Origin of the sequence: Pseudomonas sp. TMW 2.1634, assembly GCF_001703595.1 — a bacterium.
Lineage (GTDB): Bacteria > Pseudomonadota > Gammaproteobacteria > Pseudomonadales > Pseudomonadaceae > Aquipseudomonas > Aquipseudomonas fragi.
In genome coordinates, this window is record NZ_CP016849.1 from 4986765 (window position 1) to 5004568 (window position 17804).

10 protein-coding genes are annotated in these 17804 nt (G+C 58.6%); 3 read left to right on the top strand and 7 right to left on the bottom strand.

Annotation, left to right across the window (positions count from 1 at the left end; translation table 11 throughout):
- Positions 1-29: 29 nt before the first annotated feature.
- Positions 30-1412, bottom strand: coding sequence for a carbohydrate porin (locus tag BFC21_RS23765; RefSeq protein ID WP_280523154.1), 1383 nt, complete (start codon positions 1410-1412; stop codon positions 30-32).
- Between the two features lie 266 nt (positions 1413-1678).
- Positions 1679-3715 (bottom strand): TonB-dependent receptor, encoded by a 2037-nt coding sequence (locus tag BFC21_RS23770; RefSeq protein WP_120266574.1) that lies wholly within the window; start codon positions 3713-3715, stop codon positions 1679-1681.
- A 218-nt stretch (positions 3716-3933) separates the two neighbouring features.
- Between BFC21_RS23770 and BFC21_RS23775 the strand changes: the two genes are divergently transcribed.
- A complete protein-coding gene (locus BFC21_RS23775) occupies positions 3934-4164 on the top strand; it encodes a VF530 family DNA-binding protein (RefSeq protein WP_016779656.1) in 231 nt (76 codons plus the stop codon).
- A gap of 7 nt (positions 4165-4171) precedes the next feature.
- Positions 4172-4810 (top strand): Pr6Pr family membrane protein, encoded by a 639-nt coding sequence (locus tag BFC21_RS23780; RefSeq protein ID WP_088379095.1) that lies wholly within the window; start codon positions 4172-4174, stop codon positions 4808-4810.
- A gap of 116 nt (positions 4811-4926) precedes the next feature.
- On the opposite strand, the gene BFC21_RS23785 is transcribed toward BFC21_RS23780, so the two are convergent.
- From BFC21_RS23785 to BFC21_RS23795, 3 genes are all read right to left on the bottom strand, one after another.
- The gene (locus BFC21_RS23785; protein ID WP_120266575.1) at positions 4927-5709 is read right to left on the bottom strand and encodes a siderophore-interacting protein; all 783 of its coding nucleotides are present in this window, start codon (positions 5707-5709) and stop codon (positions 4927-4929) included.
- Positions 5706-6275, bottom strand: coding sequence for a PadR family transcriptional regulator (locus BFC21_RS23790; RefSeq protein WP_016779659.1), 570 nt, complete (start codon positions 6273-6275; stop codon positions 5706-5708). The genes BFC21_RS23785 and BFC21_RS23790 overlap by 4 nt, the downstream gene beginning before the upstream one ends.
- A 198-nt stretch (positions 6276-6473) precedes the next feature.
- Positions 6474-9584, bottom strand: a complete 3111-nt coding sequence (locus BFC21_RS23795; RefSeq protein ID WP_088379097.1) for a transglycosylase domain-containing protein — start codon at positions 9582-9584, stop codon at positions 6474-6476.
- A gap of 394 nt (positions 9585-9978) precedes the next feature.
- On the opposite strand from BFC21_RS23795, the gene BFC21_RS23800 reads away from it, so the two are divergent.
- Positions 9979-11385 (top strand): amino acid permease, encoded by a 1407-nt coding sequence (locus BFC21_RS23800; RefSeq protein WP_088379098.1) that lies wholly within the window; start codon positions 9979-9981, stop codon positions 11383-11385.
- A 100-nt stretch (positions 11386-11485) separates the two neighbouring features.
- On the opposite strand, the gene BFC21_RS23805 is transcribed toward BFC21_RS23800, so the two are convergent.
- Together BFC21_RS23805 and BFC21_RS23810 are read right to left on the bottom strand one after the other, a co-directional pair.
- The gene (locus BFC21_RS23805; protein WP_095004973.1) at positions 11486-12589 is read right to left on the bottom strand and encodes an OpgC family protein; all 1104 of its coding nucleotides are present in this window, start codon (positions 12587-12589) and stop codon (positions 11486-11488) included.
- 138 nt (positions 12590-12727) lie between these two features.
- Positions 12728-17692: a dermonecrotic toxin domain-containing protein gene (locus BFC21_RS23810; protein ID WP_256557600.1), complete on the bottom strand. Its 4965-nt coding sequence runs from the start codon at positions 17690-17692 to the stop codon at positions 12728-12730.
- Positions 17693-17804: the final 112 nt, after the last annotated feature.

A 17804-nucleotide genomic window follows, 5' to 3' on the forward strand; every position in this document is an offset into this window, starting at 1 on the left:
CCTTCAAGGTTGCCGTTGCAGTCCGTTTGTCAGAACGAACTTTGAATTTTCAGACCGCCAATCAGCGCGTCATCCAGCTGGCTGACGCCGCCCGGGTGACGGATGTATTGCAGGTTCGGTCGAACGGTCAGCCAGTTGGTCACATGGACGCCGTAGTACAGCTCGGCGCTGTATTCAGTGTCCTGGGGTGGCAGGTAGTCGGGGTTGTCGAAGTCGTAGATGGCCCGGGCCTGGTTGCTGGCCTGGGCGTTCTTGCGGTAAGCCGGGTTGACGTGCACGCGGGCCATAGCAAAGCCGATGTCGTCTTTTGGTCGTGCATCGAACACGCCTTTATAGACGACGCCCGCCTGGACATAGTTGTCCACGGCATTGGTTTTCTTGTCGTGCATAGTGGCATTGGCGAACACACTCAAGCCCCTCGACTGATCGCTGGCGCGGGTTGTGAGCTGCTGTTGCACACCCAGCCACATCCCGTGTTTGCTTGAACTGCTGCGATACGCTTCACCCGTCAGCGCGGCGGGCTGGCCATTGGCATCTTTGTAAACATCTGTTGCCTTGGCATTACTGTAGTAGTAACCCGCGCGGTATTCCCCTGGCAGGCCATTAATTTTTGGCGTCCATACCAGTTCGATCGGCAGCACCGCGCCCTGGGTGCCGCTGCCGCTGAGCTTGAAGCCGTTGCCGCGATCCAGGTTGGACGGGTTTTGCTCATAGGCGCCGACCTGTGCGTACAGCTCGGGGGTCAGGTGATACTTGACCCGCAGGGCCCACTGGCTGACGGGCCAGTTGTACCAGATGCTGCCCGCCCAGTTACCGACCTGCGAGCCGCAGAACGCCAGGTTCTGGAAGTCGCAAGGGAAGGTGTTGAAATCCTCGCCCTGGCCAAAGCGGCCGACCTTGATGTCGAGCTTCTGGTCGAAGAACTTCTGCTGGTACCACATTTGCGTCAGGCGCGTGGTCTGGCCGCGGCCCCAGACTTCCTGGGCCGAAGTAAAGCCGCCCACCCGCGGATCGTTGATGCGATCGTTGCTGATGTTGTTGCCGCTGCGGTGGGTAATGGTCAGCTGAAATTCAGCGTCGTCCCAGCCCAGGATCTTTTGCAGGTCCAGGTGCGTGCCCAGGCCGAACTGGTCGCTGTAGCGCGCCGTACGATCATGGTCATAGCCGCCGTGCAAGTTGGAGCCGACTTCGCCTACGTAGTCGAGGGAAAAGGAGTAACCCTGCTTTTCCAGTTCGCTACGGGTACCGCCCCAATCGCCGAGCATCCATTTGGAGTCGGCGTCAAAAGCGGGGGCCGCCTGCACGCAAGTAGCCAGGCCCAGAGCGGTAATGCCGCCGATCAGCGCCAGGGCTTTTTGCCCGGCAACAGGAAGCATCGCGCTGTGTTTGCGCATATTCAGGAATGTGGACATAGGTCGAGATGCGAGTCTTTATAGGTATGGCTGTGGCAGTGGGTAGCGCTGTCTTGAGAGGCAGGACTAACCCTTCAGGATAAGGGCAGAATGAATCGTTTCAGCCCTTTATGCGGAAATGATAAAGCCCCGAAACGTTTAGAAACAGCACTTTAAGTGACATGGATCATTTCTGATTCCGTAACAGTGTGCTGCGACGGTTCGTCCCAGGGCTCTTTTGTCGCGCCCCACCTTGGTTGCAGGCCGCGTATTTACTGCTGTGCAGCTTAGAACGTGGTGCGCAGGCCGACCTCAATGCCGCGTCCTGGTGCGGGGGCAATGTCGCGCAAAATAGAACTGGCATATCGCACGGTCTGGTTGGTCAGGTTGTCGCCTTTGACAAACGCCAGCCACTGGCTGCTGCCCACATCGAAGTGATAACCGGCGCTGGCGCCCAGGGTTGTGTAGCCATCGGTGCCCGATTCATTGGCCGGCACACGGCCCTGATTGCTGGCGTGTTCGACGTCCACTCGCGCTTGCCAGCGGTCCAGTTCCCATAGCAGGCCGCTGCTCAGTCGCAGGGGGGCGATACGAGGCAAGGCTTCGCCAGTGTCGAGGTTGGTGGCACGGGTGTAATCGCCGGACAACTCCAGGGCAAATTTGCCGTAGGCGTTTTCACCTAGCTTCCAGTGATCCTTGGCTTCAAAGCCGGTGAAGCGTGCCCTAACCCCGGAGTAGGTGTATTCCGGAATGCCGTCGGCATCCGGTTCGCCTTCGTCGTTCAGCGTACGACCTGTGCCCAGCAGGCCGATGTAGTTGGAGAAATGGCTGTAGAACACGCCGACGCTGCCTTTGTGGGTGCCATTGTCAAAGCGCAGGGCCAGGTCGCTGGACACGGCTTTTTCTTTCGACAGATTGGCGTTGCCCACTTCGTAGGTGCCGGTGGCGACGTGGGCGCCATTGGCGTACAGCTCGTAGAACGTCGGGGCGCGTTCGGTGTAGCCCAGGGTGGCGGCCAGCGACCAGATCGGGGTGAGGGTAAATACGGCACCCGAAGACAGGCTGCCCGCGGTGAAGCTTTTGGAGCGGTCGGCCGCGGCAAAGCGTTCGTTGCCCTTGGCATCCGGGTCGACCACGGTGCGTTCAAGACGCCCGCCGAGGCTGAGCTTGAGGCGCTCGGTGGCTTGCAGCTCTTCGAGCACAAACACCGCACCGCTGTTGGTGTCGGTCTGTGGCACAAAGGCTTCTTCGCCCAGGGCCGAGAACTCGTTGCGATTGACCTGCGCGCCAATCACCCCCTCAACCGGGCCAATCGGCACATGGCGCGCCTCTACGCGGGCTTCGTAGCCTTTGTTCTTGAACGTGGTGCCAACTTCGCCGCCCTCGATTTCGCGGTGTTCGTAATCGGTGTAGCCGGCGTCTATTTTCAGCGAGCTAAACGGGCCTTGCAGGTTGCGGATTTCAGAGGCGAAGGCGTAGTGATCCTGCTTCATGCGGATGCGTACATCCTGCTCCGCCGGTGAGCCATAGTTGGCGTCGTAAGTGCTGTACGACAAGCCTGCGTAACCATCCTCCCATGTGTAGGAACCGCCCACAGCACCGCCGTCCTGACGACCATTGCTGTTGCCCAAACGGCCTTTTTTCTCGTCAGCATCTTCGCTTTCAGGCGCATGACGGCTGCGCGCATAACCCGGGATTTTCAGGTCATTGAACTCGCGGGCATTGGCATCCAGATGCAGGGCGAAGGTGCCATCACCGGCTTCCAGCTTGCCCGCGCTGCTGCGCGTGGTGTCGGCGCCGCCGTAGCGCAGTTCGCCTGCACCGTGAATGCCGTCGATGGCGGCAGTGGGGATGCGGTTGTCAAAGGTATTGACCACGCCGCCGATGGCGTTGCCGCCGTACAGCAGGGCGGCCGGGCCCCGGACGATTTCGATGCGCTCAACGTTGACCGGGTCCAGCGGCACGGCGTGATCGTAAGACAGCGACGAGGCATCCAGTGCCCCGACGCCGTTGCGCAGGATGCGAATGCGGTCGCCATCCAGGCCGCGAATGATCGGTCGGCTGGCGCCCGGGCCGAAGTAGGACGAAGACACGCCCGGTTGTTTATTGAGGGTTTCGCCCAGGCTGCCTTGCTGTTGCAGGGTCAGGTCGTCGCCTTCCAGTACGGTGGTGGGCGACGCCAGTTGGGTGTTGCCCAAGGGGTTGCCGGTAATAACTTGCTCCGGCAGGTCGAGGGCGTAGGCCGGGGAGGCGAGCAGCAGTGCGGTGGCGAGCGGCGTTAGACGAAGGCGTCGCAAGTGACGCGGGAAAGCAGGGGAGGACATTGCAAGTTCCTTGGCAAGGTGACGAAAGAAAGCGGCGCTGAGCGCTCTTCGATTGGACAGTAATAGTTACAATATAACATCACTTTAATCTGGCAAAGCGGAACTTTCATTTCGACCCCGGGTCACGGCTAGACTTGCTGGATTGCAAATGCACTTCCCCCTGAGCAGGTGCTCGGCTAAGGTGCGCGGCTTTCTCTCTTTTGCTTTAAAGGCCCGTCATGACTGAACCCAACAACAACCCATTGCACGGCGTGACGCTGGAACAGATCCTCACTGCGCTGGTGGCGCATTACGAGTGGCAGGGGCTGGCCGAGCGCATTGATATTCGCTGCTTCAAAAGCGACCCGAGCATCAAGTCGAGTTTGACGTTCCTGCGCAAAACCCCCTGGGCGCGGGAAAAGGTCGAAAAACTCTATGTGAAATACGCGCGTACCAAACGCGAGCTGTGATCGGCCGATGAGTGCTTTGTCAAAGCACCGGCTTTGCTTGCTGTTGGCGATCCTGGGCTGGACTGGCCTGGCGATTCAGCTTGAGCTGGTGCTGCTGGCCCGCTGGGAAAGCGGGGCGAGTGTGGTGGGCGGGCTGCTGAGTTACTTCAGCTTTTTCACCATTTTGACCAATACCCTGGCTGCCTGCGTGCTGACTTATGCGGCAGATAACCGCCCGTCAAAAGGCAGGGCGTTTTTCTTGCAGCCGTGGGTCAGCAGCGGTATTGCCGTAAGCATTGTCGTGGTGGGTGCGGCGTACAGCCTGTTGCTGCGTCAGCTTTGGCAACCCGAAGGCCTGCAATGGCTGGCCAATGAAATATTGCATGACGTGATGCCAGTGCTGTTTGCGTTGTACTGGTGGTTTTGCGTGCCCAAGGGGTTGTTGCGTCTGAGTCATATCGGGCTTTGGGTGCTGTATCCGTTGCTGTATTTCGCCTACATCCTGCTGCGCGGGCACTTGCTGGGTGTGTACCCGTATCCGTTTGTCGATGTCGAAAAGCTGGGCTATGGGCAGACGTTTATCAATGCGGGCGGGATTCTGGCGGGGTTTGTGGCCGTGGCCGTGGCGGTGATGGCGGTGGATCGCTGGCGGGGCGCGCGATCTTGATGCTTCCAGCTTTTGTGGGAGCGGGCTTGCTCGCAATAGCACCCTCCGGCGCATCAGGCAATCCGCGTTGTTGCCATCGCGAGCAAGCCCGCTCCCACGGGATTTAGCGGTGTGTCTTACTCTTCGGTACTGTCATCCAGGCGCCAATAGCCCACAGCCTTGACGAACTCTTCATTCAAACCATGAGTGTCGAGCAATACCCGGCGCACCTTGCGCGACAGTGCGCTTTCGGTGGCTATCCAGGCGTACAGTTCACCCTCAGGAATGCTCAGCAGTTCGACGGTCTTGAGCAGGTCCTCGCCCGGCACATCGCGGTGTACCCAGATCACGTCGACCGTTGCCGCGCTGTGCAGGGGTTGTTCCTCCTGTGCGTTTTCCACCTCGACCACCACCAGGGCACGGCGGTTGGCAGGCAGTTCCTCAAGGCGCCGGGCGATGGCCGGCAGCGCGGTCTCATCGCCGATCAGCAGGTAGCTGTCGAAGATGTCCGGCACCACCATCGAGCCGCGCGGTCCGCCGATATGCAGGTATTGCCCGGGCGTGGCCTGGGCGGCCCAGGTGGCGGCAGGGCCGTCACCGTGCAACACGAAATCGATATCCAGTTCAAGAGTGTCCAGGTCAATGCGACGCGGGGTGTAGTCGCGCATCGGTGGCATGTTGCCCTTTTGCCCGGCGCCCAGCTCCAGGGTTTCCAGCGCGGTTTGCTCTTCGGCTGTCTGGGGGAAAAACAGTTTTACATGGTCATCGCTGCCCAGGCTGACAAACCCCGCGAGCTGCGGGCCACCCACGGTTATGCGGCGCATGCGCGGGGTCAGGTCGACCACGCGCAGCACTTCAAGTTTGCGACGTTTGATTTCATGCATGACCCGGTGGATGACCTGGGGGGTGGCAGCATTCATTGCGCGTTCTCCTGGGCGGCAGCGGGGCCGTCGACGATGGCTTTGGCGGTGTTGTTGAGCAAGTCGCGCACCCGCAGGATTTCGGCCGGGTTCCAGCGGCCGTGGTGCATTTGCAGGGCGTGACGCAGGTTGTGGATGGCCTCGTGGATCTCGGCCGGGCGGTCATGGCCGCGCAGGGAGCGCTTGCTCACATCGATGCGCATCCGCACGCCGTCCAGCGCCACGGCCTGATCGCTGAGGAACTGGCGACCGGCGTCGGTCACGGTGTAGCGTTTTTTCCCGCCTTCGGCGTCGCCCTGGATCAGCTCGCTCTCTTCAAGGAAGGTCAGTGTGGGGTAGATCACACCGGGGCTAGGGCTGTAGGCGCCGTCGAACAGGCCTTCGATCTGGCGGATCAGGTCGTAGCCGTGGCAGGGCTGCTCGGCGATCAGCGCCAGCAGCAGCAGTTTCAAGTCACCCGGGGCAAAGACCCGGGGCCCGCGGCCACCGCGTTCGCGACCGGGGCGTTTTTCGAAGCCGTCTTGACCCGCGCCATGTTCGCGGTGATGGGGATGATGGTCTCTCATTGTCTTTTCGCTCTCTCATTAAGTTAGACATAACTTAAGATATATCTTAAGAAATGTAAAAACCCAGTCGACGAACGGTAATGATTCTCAACAGGCGCTAATAACTGTGGGAGCGGGCTTGCTCGCGATGGCATCGACGCGGCTTAACTGAAACACCGCGCTGCCTGGATCGCGAGCAAGCCTGCTGCCACAGGTTGGCTATTTTGCTGCGGTTCGCACCGGCGCTGGCGCCTGGCACAAGGTGTTGGTACCGGGTTGCAGGTAGGGCGTGAGGATTGGTGCCATGCCCTTGAGCACTTGCACCGGCAGGGCAGAAGTGAATTTGAAGGCCTCGGCCGAGCGCCCCGGGACGAACGCGGTCAAGGTGCCGAAGTGATGCTCGCCGATATAAAACACGAAGGTGGCTGTGCGATTGATCGACTTGGAGCTGAGGATACGTCCGCCAGCGCCCATGCTTTCGATACGGTTGTCGCCGGTACCGGTTTTGCCGCCCATGGCCAGCGGTGTGCCGTCATCGAGTTTGAAACTGCCTGACACCCGCCGCGCCGTACCGGCATCCACCACTTGTGACAGGGCCTCGCGCAGGGCCGTGGCGACTTCGCTGGGCATAACCCGCACGCCAGCGTCGGGGTCGTTGATCAAGCGGGTTTCGTAGGGTGTATCGGCGGCGAAATGCAGGGTATCGATGCGCAACACCGGCAAACGCACGCCATCGTTGAGGATGATCCCCATCAGCTCGGAAAGCGCCGCAGGCCGATCCCCAGAACTGCCCAGTGCCGTTGCAAGGGAAGGTACCAGGTGGTCAAAGGGGTAGCCGACCTTTTGCCAGCGCTGGTGGATATCCAGGAAGGCTTCGATTTCCAGCATGGTGCGGATGCGGCTGTCGCGGGCACTCTTGTGCCGGCTTTTAAACAGCCAGCTGTAAACCTCCTGACGTTCATGTTCGCTGGCGCTTACGGCTTGCTGGAAGGTGGCCTGCGGGTTGTTGAGCAAATACCCCAGCAGCCACAGATCCAGCGGATGGACCTTGGCGATATAGCCCTGATCGGGCAGGTTGTAGGCGCCGGGGCCATAGCCCTGGTACAGCTTGGTCAGGCGCTCGTCGGTGATTTTGTCGCTGGTCAAGTGCGAGCGTACAAAGCGGTTGAAGGTGGCCTGGTCGGCATGGGGGAACAGGTAGCGATGCACCGCCGACATGCGGATGGCGGTGGGGTGCATGCTGTCCAGAAAGGTTTCGAGGCGGGCCTTGGAGTCCTTGGCGCGGTATTTCTTCCAGAACTTGAGCATAAAGGTAGTGCCTTCGCGGTCAGCGAATCGGCTCAGGTACTCCTGGCGCAGCGGGTTGCGGTCGTCGCTGAGCAGGTCGGCGTTGTTGCTCGGCGATTGATAACTGGTGTAGCGCACCACGTCGCGCATCAGGCGCACAAACGGCAGGTTGATCGATTCGCGGATGGCATCGCGCAGCGTGGCAACGCGGTTGTTGTCCTGGTTGCGGAAGTTGTGGAAGTGATGCATGCCACCACCGGTAAAAAAACCTTCGCCGGGGTTGGCGGAATACTGGCGGTTGAGCGCGGCATCCAGCATGGGGGCCAGTTGTGCCTTGGGGTTGTCGACCAGGTACGCCAGCGCCCAGCGGGTGATCGGATCCTGGTCGTTGGTGATGATTTTTTTCAGCGAGGCACTGGATTGGCCGCCATAGCGGTCATGCAGTTCGGCAATGATCTGCAGATAGGTGGTCAGCACCCGCAGCTTGGCAGTGGAGCCCAGCTCCAGTTTGCTGCCTTCATTGATATCGAAGGGCTGGTCGGTGCTGTCGGTCTGCACCCGGGCCCGTGCGCCATCCGGGGTCAGCTCGAACAGGGTGAAGCTGTAGCGTACTTGCGCGGTGCTGGAAGGGGTGAGCAGGTAGGGGCCGAGCAGGCCGATTTTGCCGGCAAAAGCCGGATCTGCCAGCTGGCGCAGGTAGTCGCTGACCTGGCTTTGCAAGTCGCCCTGCAAGGTGCTGGTGGCTGACAGGTCAAGGCGGTCAAGGTCATACAGGGGGCGTTTGAGGAGCACCGAAAGACGGCTGCGGGCCACACTGATGCCCTTATTGGTTTCATTGGGTTGCAGGGTGGGCGCCTGCGCCCAGTCACGGTAAGTCACGCGGCTGGCCAGCGCGGCGGCGGTCAGTGGCGGGTCGATCACATTGTTTTGTGCCAGCAGGCGGATATGGCTGTCGGTCAGTTGCGCCAGTTCATCACGACCCTTGGCCAGGTAATGCGACGGCCGACGCTGGGCGATCATCAGCGACAGCACCTCGCGCAGGGCCAGGCCTCTAGACGCCAGGCTTTTGGCATCCGTGGCGGTGCTGCTCAACTGTTCATTGACCTGATTGAAGTCGGCGCCGTACCACACCCGCAACCCTTCGGCCATGCCGTGGACTTCGCCGTGGCCGGGCACCGCCGACAGCGGCACGCTGTTGAGGTAATCGCGCACCACCTTTTGCCGGGCGGGCAGGGTTTGCGGGCCGCCCTGATAGGCGCGCACGCTGGCCGAAATCATCTGGCGCAATTTTTCAGCGCCCGACAGGGTCAGGCCATCGGGGGAGTGCCGGTACTTTTCCAGTTGGGTGGCCAGGGTACTGCCGCCGGCTGATTGCCCCGGCAGGTGCAGCAGCTTTGCCGCCTGGGAGTAGGCGGCCATTGCAAAGCGCGGCCAGTCCACGGCAGGGTTGGCCTGCGGTTGCTGGGGGTCGAGCAGATCGCGGTTTTCAATAAACAGCAAGCTGTGCACCACCAGCGGGGGGATGCTGGCAAAGCTCGAATAAAGCTGCTGCGGGTAGTTGTACTGATACAGCGCGCTGCCTGCACAGTCGGTGATTGATAGTCCGGTCTGGATTTTTTCTGGGTAGGGTACGAAAAAACCTTTCTCGCTATAGCTCATCAGCGCTGGTGAAAAGCGGTTTTGTTCGGTGATGACGTAGTCACGTTTTTGCAGGCGCGGCAGAAAGTCGCCCAGAGCGCTGTAACCCAAGCGTTTATCGAAGGGCCCTTCGCCCGGGTAAAACATCGCATCGCTCGGCCCTGCATGCATCGAGTAGCTCAGGGACGCGGCAAAGCGGCTGAACTCGCGGGCTTGCAGTCTGGAACTGCGCACCTCCTGGGCAATCACAAACCCCAGCACAACCAGTGCGCCGAGCACGATCAGGGCGAACACAAACCAGCCATAACGCCAGGGTTTTGGCACGTTGGGCGTCGGTACAGAATCGTCCTTGGTTGCTGATGCTGCCCTTGTCTTGCGGGTGCCGGAATTCCACAGTACGCCCATAGTCGACAGATCCACTTACGCATATTGGTTGCGCTTGATAGAAGCGTAGACGCTGGAGGATGCAGGCGAAAAATTTGTGGGGCTTATCTGATAATTCTGTAAGCAAGGTCTATTGAGTAAGGCTCAAACCTGCAAATCCGAGATGCAGGCCTCGTGGGGCGTTTGCGTGTAAGTGCAGGAATAGAGCCCTTACGGCGGGTAAATAGGTCCTAGGTAGGGGCATGACTGTGCACCAACCCTGTGCAATACTCGCCGCCGATCTCAGCAGGGCATTTCTCTTTTGATCCAACGGCCTACAAAGCCAGGGCTGATCAAAAGACAGGACGGGTGATCCGCCGGTCTTTTCGAGCGCTTTGTTGATGTATACCCAATAACAATACGAGGTTGTACTTTTATGCCAGTCGGCAACCACCCGCCCCACGGTGACACCGTGCAAGGCGGCCCACTCAAGCGTGAACTGGGCGAGCGCCATATTCGCCTGATGGCACTTGGCGCCTGTATCGGCGTAGGCCTGTTCCTGGGCTCGGCCAAGGCCATTGAAATGGCCGGGCCGGCCATCATGCTGTCCTATATCATCGGTGGCCTGGCCATTTTGGTGATCATGCGCGCACTGGGCGAAATGGCCGTACACAACCCGGTGGCCGGCTCGTTCAGCCGCTACGCACAGGATTACCTCGGCCCGTTGGCCGGCTTTTTGACCGGCTGGAACTACTGGTTCCTGTGGCTGGTGACCTGCGTCGCAGAAATCACCGCCGTGGCGGTGTACATGGGCATCTGGTTCCCCGATGTACCGCGCTGGATCTGGGCCCTGGCGGCGTTGATCAGCATGGGCTCGATCAACCTGATCGCGGTCAAGGCGTTTGGCGAGTTCGAGTTCTGGTTTGCCCTGATCAAGATCGTCACCATTATTGCGATGGTGTTCGGCGGTATCGGCATTATCGCGTTCGGCTTCGGCAATGACGGCGTCGCGTTGGGTATTTCCAACCTCTGGACCCACGGCGGGTTCTTGCCCAACGGCATCCAGGGCGTGTTGATGTCCCTGCAGATGGTGATGTTCGCCTACCTTGGCGTGGAGATGATCGGCCTGACTGCAGGCGAAGCCAAGAACCCGCAAAAGACCATCCCGAGTGCGATTGGCTCGGTGTTCTGGCGCATTCTGCTGTTCTACGTCGGCGCATTGTTCGTGATTCTGTCGATCTACCCGTGGAACGAAATCGGCACTTCGGGCAGCCCGTTTGTGATGACCTTCGAGCGTCTGGGGATCAAGACCGCGGCCGGCATCATCAACTTTGTGGTGATTACGGCGGCCCTGTCGTCGTGCAACGGCGGTATTTTCAGCACCGGTCGCATGCTCTACAGCCTGGCGCAAAACGGCCAGGCCCCGGCCAACTTCGCCACCACCGCGAAAAACGGCGTGCCGCGTCAGGCCTTGCTGCTGTCGATCGCCGTGCTGTTGCTGGGCGTAGTGCTCAACTACATGGCGCCGGAGAAGGTGTTTGTGTGGGTGACGGCCATTGCGACGTTCGGCGCAATCTGGACCTGGCTGATGATCCTGCTGGCGCAACTGCGCTTTCGCAAGAACCTGAGCCCGCAGGAAGCCGCAGCCCTGAAGTACCGCATGTGGCTGTACCCGTATAGCTCCTACGCGGCTCTGGGGTTCTTGCTGATGGTGGTTGGGTTGATGGCGTACTTCGAGGAAACCCGAATCGCCTTGTTCGTTGGCCCGGCCTTTTTGATTCTGCTGACCGTGCTGTTCTATGTGTTCAAGTTGCAACCGACTCAGCGCACACAGACCAACTGATCAGGTGGGAGCGGGCTTGCTCGCGATAAAAGCATCGCGGTGGGGCAGACCCACCGCGGCGTTCCTATCGCGAGCAAGCCCGCTCCCACAACAGCTGCCGCTATTTGCGGTTCAGACGCTTGTTCCAGTCCAGCCAGGCCGCCAGTACGGCCATGATCCCGACGCCCATCAGGGCGCTGAACACTTGCATCACCAACCTGTCACCGCCCAGCGCATTGAGCATGTCGGCCAGCGGCGCCAGGATCACCCCCAGGCAAAACACTTCCAGCGAATACCGACCCATGCGACAGGCCTGGCGGGCAAACCAGTTGTTTAGCCAGCCACCGTGGGGCACCACCTTGGCCACGACATAGGCCAGCGCCAGAAAGTGCAGCAAGCGCACCGGGGACAGGTTGGTCTTGCTGATCGGATACAGGTGTTCGCCCAGCCATAGCGGCATGATGGCATCGTGAAGTTGCGGCCATCGCCATGACAACGCCAACAACCCGGTGACCAGCAGATAAACCGCCGCCCCCACAAACAACGGCTGGCGCCATAACGGCCGGCTTGCAGGCGCTTTGCCCTGCTGCGCGTGGAGCGCCGCCGCCCCGCCCAGAATAAACAGGAACTGCCAGGCCATCGGGTTGAAAAACCACACCCCGCCTTCCTGCGCGGCCAGGTTCCACACCGGCGCCAGCAAGTACAGGGCCAGGGACACGGCAACCACATAACCCGCCTTGCGCAGCAGCATCGGCAGCACCAGCGGCAAACCCAGCAACAGCACGATATACAGTGGCAGCGGGTCCATCAGGTTGGGTTTGAAGCGCAGCAGCAGTTCATCGGTGAGCGCCTGTTGCGGGTTGCTCAGGAAGTACTGCAAGCCCATTTCCTGCACCAGGTCACGGGTTTCGACGTGGCTGTTGGCAAAAAACACGATGCCCATCAGCACCGCCAGCAGGAAGATATGCACCACATACAGCACCCAGGCACGGCGCAGGATTTTTACGCTGGCAAGCAGGAAGCCGTCGCGCCGGGCGATTTTGCCGTAGGCCAGCACGGCGGCATAACCGGCCAGAAACACAAAGATCTCCGCCGCATCGCTAAGGCCGAAATTACGCACGGTCAATTCGGCCAGCGGGTTGTGCGGGATGTGGTCCCAGAGAATAAAAATCAGCGCCAGCCCGCGAAAAAAATCAATGCGGTGGTCGCGTCCGTCAAGCTTCACGGTGAGTACTCAGTTCAAGATATTAAAAAAGGGCGCAGTAGCGAGTGCGCGCCACCTGTCGGCGGCGCGCAGGGTGACGGTAAAAGAGCCTGAATGCAAAGTCCTGCGTTGACGCAGTTTGTAACCGCGAGTGTGATGTCATTCCTCGAAAATGGTTTGCATTGGTTTATTGTTCAGAATGCGCTGAGTAATGCGCTCCAGGGTTTTTCTTTTTTGCTGGTCGATTTTTCCGAGCTCTGCGTAATAATCGGCATCAAGCATTGGCGCGCCGGTGAACACCTTGGCCTCATCAATAACCAGCCTTTGCGCCAGTTGTTTTAAGCTGTTTTGCAGCTGCGTGCGTTGGGGAGGGTCATCGCTGCCTTGGGTATCAGCCCATTGTTGCTGTCTTTCGCGCAGTGCCTCCAGGTCGTGATGACGCTGCTCCAGCAGTACATTGCTATTTTTAATGTCGCCGCTGTATGCCGACTCGATGAAGTCACGCCACAGCTCTTGTTCCAGCAGCTTTTTGGCCATGAAGTCGGGCCTGGCTTCCTGGTTGAGCACAATCTGGCAAGCCTCCTCGATTTGCGCCGGGGTTATTTTTGCCAGCTCCCGAAATCGCATATGTGAGGGTTGCCAAGGCAAATCAAGGCGTTTGGCCAGCTCCACCTGATAGATCATCTGCACCTCGAGCGGGTCAGGCTTGAGCCTCAGCATTTCGCGAGGGGTCAATGTACCTTCGTTCACGGCCTCGTTATAGGCAAGGGTTTGCAAGGCAATCTGGGTATCGGCAATGTCCTCCAGTTCCAGCAGGCGTACTCTGCCGCGCATCAGTTTGAGCATCTTGGACTCTTTACGAATGCCCTCCTCAAGCAAGGCTTCGCGCAGCAACAGCTTGAAGCCGAAGCGACTGAAAATGGTCGAAGTACGGTCAACGCAGGTTTCATTTTCCAGTGCGCCTGAAAATACTTCCTCTCGGTAGCCGGCGTCTTCTGCCGCACATTCCAGCACTTTCCAGACTCTCCCGGTCAGCTGGCTGCGGTTGTGCTCAAAGTCTGCGCTGGCAACCAGGTCGCGAATCACCTTGAAGAAGCTTTCAGAGTTCGGCTCTGCCTCCAGTGCAGCCCAAATATCCTGTTTCATGGCGCGTTCGGCCTGGCTCAAGCTGCTGTCGAGCCACAGGTCAACCAGACTGCTTGGCCCGGGTATATGGACGCGAGACTCCAGGGCAAGGCCCAGTCGGGCACGGTGCGCATTGACCGCATCAAAGGTCGAGTTGTCCAACGGGTTGTCGTGCAAGAACGTGTTTCTCAACCTGTTGGCCGGGATCTGGTAGTAACCCGCTGGAAGTGTGATCAGGTTGTTATCACGCAGGTCAAGATGGGTTAGCCGCTCCAGGTGCTCAATGCCTGCAGGCCATTGTGTCAGACCGGTATTTTTCAGGTTCAGATTGACCAGCTCTGGCATGTGGCTGAAGTCCGGTATGACACCCAGCGGGTTGTTGCTCAGGTTGAGCACGTTGAGTTTTTTCAAGGCCGCCAATTTGGCTGCAGTGGCGCTATTTAAACGGATTTGATTTTCCGCCAGATGGAGCTTTTTCAACTCAGGTAAATTAAACAGTGAGGGTGGAAGTTCTCGGAGGCGGGCCGACTCAAACGTCAATTCCTGCACGTTGGGGAAGTGTGCGAGGAACGAGTCAATGCTGTTGTGAAGGTACATCCTGCTCATTTGCAGCGAGGTGACGTGGCTAAAGTCTGCATTGAGGGCCGGAAGTTTGGCGATATTGATATCGCTGATATTGAGTCTTGCGCCAGGATGTCCAGTCTCATGCCCGGAGCTTCGCTGCCAGCATCGGATGATTTTGTTGGCAACCCGTGTCTTGTCGCTGATGTGGACAGGGCGCATGTGCGAGTCACTCATTTGAGTCATTTCCAGCGGTCCGTTGATCCAGTCGACCAGTGAGTCCTTGAGGGCCTTGAACTCCTTGTTGAGCGCTTCAAGGCGGGCCAGGCCCGCGCGGCTGTAAAGGCTCTGCAGGCCAAGAAAACCTTCGACCACCTCATTGGTATGCATGGGGAACAGCTTGGATTTCAGATGCCTGATGCGTCTGGGGCTGGCCGGCAAGCAGGCAAACGGAGCCCGGGCACAGCGCGCAGCTTCTGTTTCGACCGCCGCAAACCCGGCCCGGCCTTTTGCCAGTCGCAGGGGCGACTCGTTTTTCAGGGTGGCAGGCTTGAGGTCCAGAACCTTGCTCAAGGTTTGCCGATCCATTGGTGGGCGTTCTGCCAGTGCTTCCTTGAGTGCCTGGCCCTGGCCAGGATGTGTAAAGCCCAATGCAGTCCTTTGTTCGTCTTCTAGTGCGTGGAGAACGGATGCGTAGATGTCATCCAGCCCATGCAGCATGTTTTCGTGGCCGTTGTAGGTGATGTAGCGATTGCCCTGCTTGACCAGCACCTTACGAGTGGGCGCATCTTGCGGGCCAACATGATCCAGCAAGGGGCCAGCAATATTCCGGTCACGAACATCAAGGCGCAGGTCAGCTGGCCATCCAGGCATTTGCTCCAGGCTGTGCAAAATCATTTTTTGCGTATCCGGGTTGGCCTCGTAACCAAAGAAATAACTGTCGTAAGCCCGCATCAACCGGGCTTGCTGGACAAAAGTGCGGGCTTCTTCCTGAAGTCGCAGCGGTACGCGAATACCCTCTTGTAACTGCCAGATTTCGGCCGACGTTGCTGAACTGAGCAACTCTTTGGCCGCAGCAACCGGTAGTTGCGGGTACCTTTGTACAAGGTTTGTGACCAGCGGGTGGTCGGGCAGTTGGCGCAAACGGTACTGTGAGTCAAACAACTTTTCGTGCAACCGCTCGGCATGCTCCGCAATTTTCCTGCCCAGTTGCAGCTCTTGTTGATCAAGCTCCAGCACCACATTGCCCGTCAGGGGGGCAGGTCCGATCAGGAGCCTGACTTCATCGTTGTCCAGGGATTGCAGTACTGTCTTGAGCAACTCCCCCCGTTGAACCTGGCTTTCGAGGACCTGGATGACAGGCAGTCTGCTGCTGTTGCCGTATTGTGAAATGGTGGCGCCGAAGCTGTCGATACAGCGCAGGGTTCTGGTCGGTGGCCATATAGCGGGATCAACCAGCACTTGCAGTTGCAGGAGAGGGTCGGCTTTTGTATTACCGGCACGCATTTGCTCGATGAAATTGTCCAGGTGCTTCTTGGTGTCAAAGCGCTTGATGCAATCGTCCAGTAATGCCGGCGGCGATTGCTGATCGTAAATAACCTGGCGCAGATGTGATGAATCAGTATCCGCGGCATGCAGCATGTCGAGTGCCTGTTTGTCGCTTAGGTCGTGCACCGCAGGATCAAGGCGCCTGACCAGGGCGGGTTCGGCCCATTGGGTGAAATCTTCTGCTTCATGTACCCAGGTACCTTGACCATTGGTGGTTATCAGCGGGGCATAGGCAGTCGGCTCGGTGGGGTGTTGCAAGCGATAAGTGCCATCGGTGGCGGCCTTGAGTTCATAGTGTTTGCCCTCGAGCTTGAGGTAGTTTTTATCGTTGTGGTGATAGATTCCTTTACTGTCGGCTTTGAGCGCTACATCAAAACGTGCGTCGTGCTCGTATGCGCTGAGATCCGGGTTCCAGAGCCGGGTTTTACCCTCGGGCAAGTTGATGACTTGCAACTCCTCGACAAAAGGTGATTTTTCAATGGGCAACGGTTTAGCCCACTCGTGGGTCAGCTTGCCAGCCACTGCAACCAGGGCCGCATTGATAAGCACACTTTTGGTGTACGACCAGGCCAGGGCTTTTTCGTCCTGTTCCCATGCTTCAATGCCGTGATAAATATCGGTCATGACCTGGGCCGCAAAGACCACTGCCATGACTTCGCCCACGCCGGGAACAAACAGGGCGGCCATATTAAGTACATCCAGTGCTGTATCGAAATAGTGCTCGAGGCGGTCAAGCAGTGACAATCGATCAACCGTGTCGGTGGGCACGGCAAGAAAATAGGCGTCACGCAGCAGTTGTTGTTTTTTTTGTGCGTACAGGTAATCGAAAAGGTTGCCCTGGACAGGCGTGGGCAGCATCGGCAGCGGGTCTTGATGGCCCTCGATAAAATGTCTGTTTAAACGCTTTGTTAACGTCAGTTTTTTGTTCTGTGGGGCCAGATGAATAAAGAACTCCCGGTAACTTTGGCTGTGCAGTTTTCTTAATAGATCGCCGGCCGCCGCCCGCACGTTGGGGTATTCCTTGATGCAGCTTACGGGGTCGCCAGGTGTATACATAATGCACTGTTGGCCCCGTTCAAGTGACGTGCCATGAGCCAGGATAATTGAGGGGAACAGGATGTCGTCCAAGGTCAGGAAGTTGAAAGTCATCGGCTGGCCGTTAAACAGCGGTTGGTTCTGGCCGCGGCAGTAACTCATCAGGGTTGAATAAGTACTTTGAGTGATATCGCCTTTTATCAGCGCAATTTCTGCCTGCAGCATTAATGCCGTGCGCTCATGCTGGAGAAAGGCGTGGTCGAGTTCTTTTTTTTCGTTTGTGCTGGCAGGATTAAATAGCGTGTTCAGGTGGGTCTGGTAGCGACCGCCGATATCCAGCTGCCTGCACAAGCGGGCAAAAGCCTCTGGCTCGATATCAATTCTTTTTGGTGCCGGGCCGCTGGAGTCGGATGATCGTTGCTCCCACAAATTTGACCTGCGCGGGATACCTCCAGTGACGGCCTGGTCCTCATCAAAGTTATGCAGGGCCGCCTGCAGGAGGGTTTGGGTGGTTGAGCCTTCGACCTCTTGGGTAAACCAGTTGAGGGTGGTGAGGGTAATTACATTTTGCCTGGCATTGCAGGCAATCCCGAAGGTCTGCGCCAAGGCCTGCTCCAGCAGGGGCACGGCAAAGTCCTCAACGGTACTTATTTGCGCGAGGTAGGTACTGACGCGGGTAAATGCATACTCCTGGATCTGTTGTGTATACGCCAGATGACTGCGCTGTCGGGGGGTGGCGCGGTGAAACCACGCGGGAAGACTGAATGTATGCTTGTTTAAGTGGGGGATTAAAGGCAGAGGGGCAAGGGGGGCGGCGGCTTTAATTAAATCATGGTGTATGCCGACTTTATGCAAATCGTCCGGGGCGGGGGGCTGCGCAGGGTCTATCAGCGCACGAGTATCAGGCATGGTAACTGTCCGTGTTGTTTAATGTTCCTCGAGTCTATGAAGTAAGAAGACGGCAAAA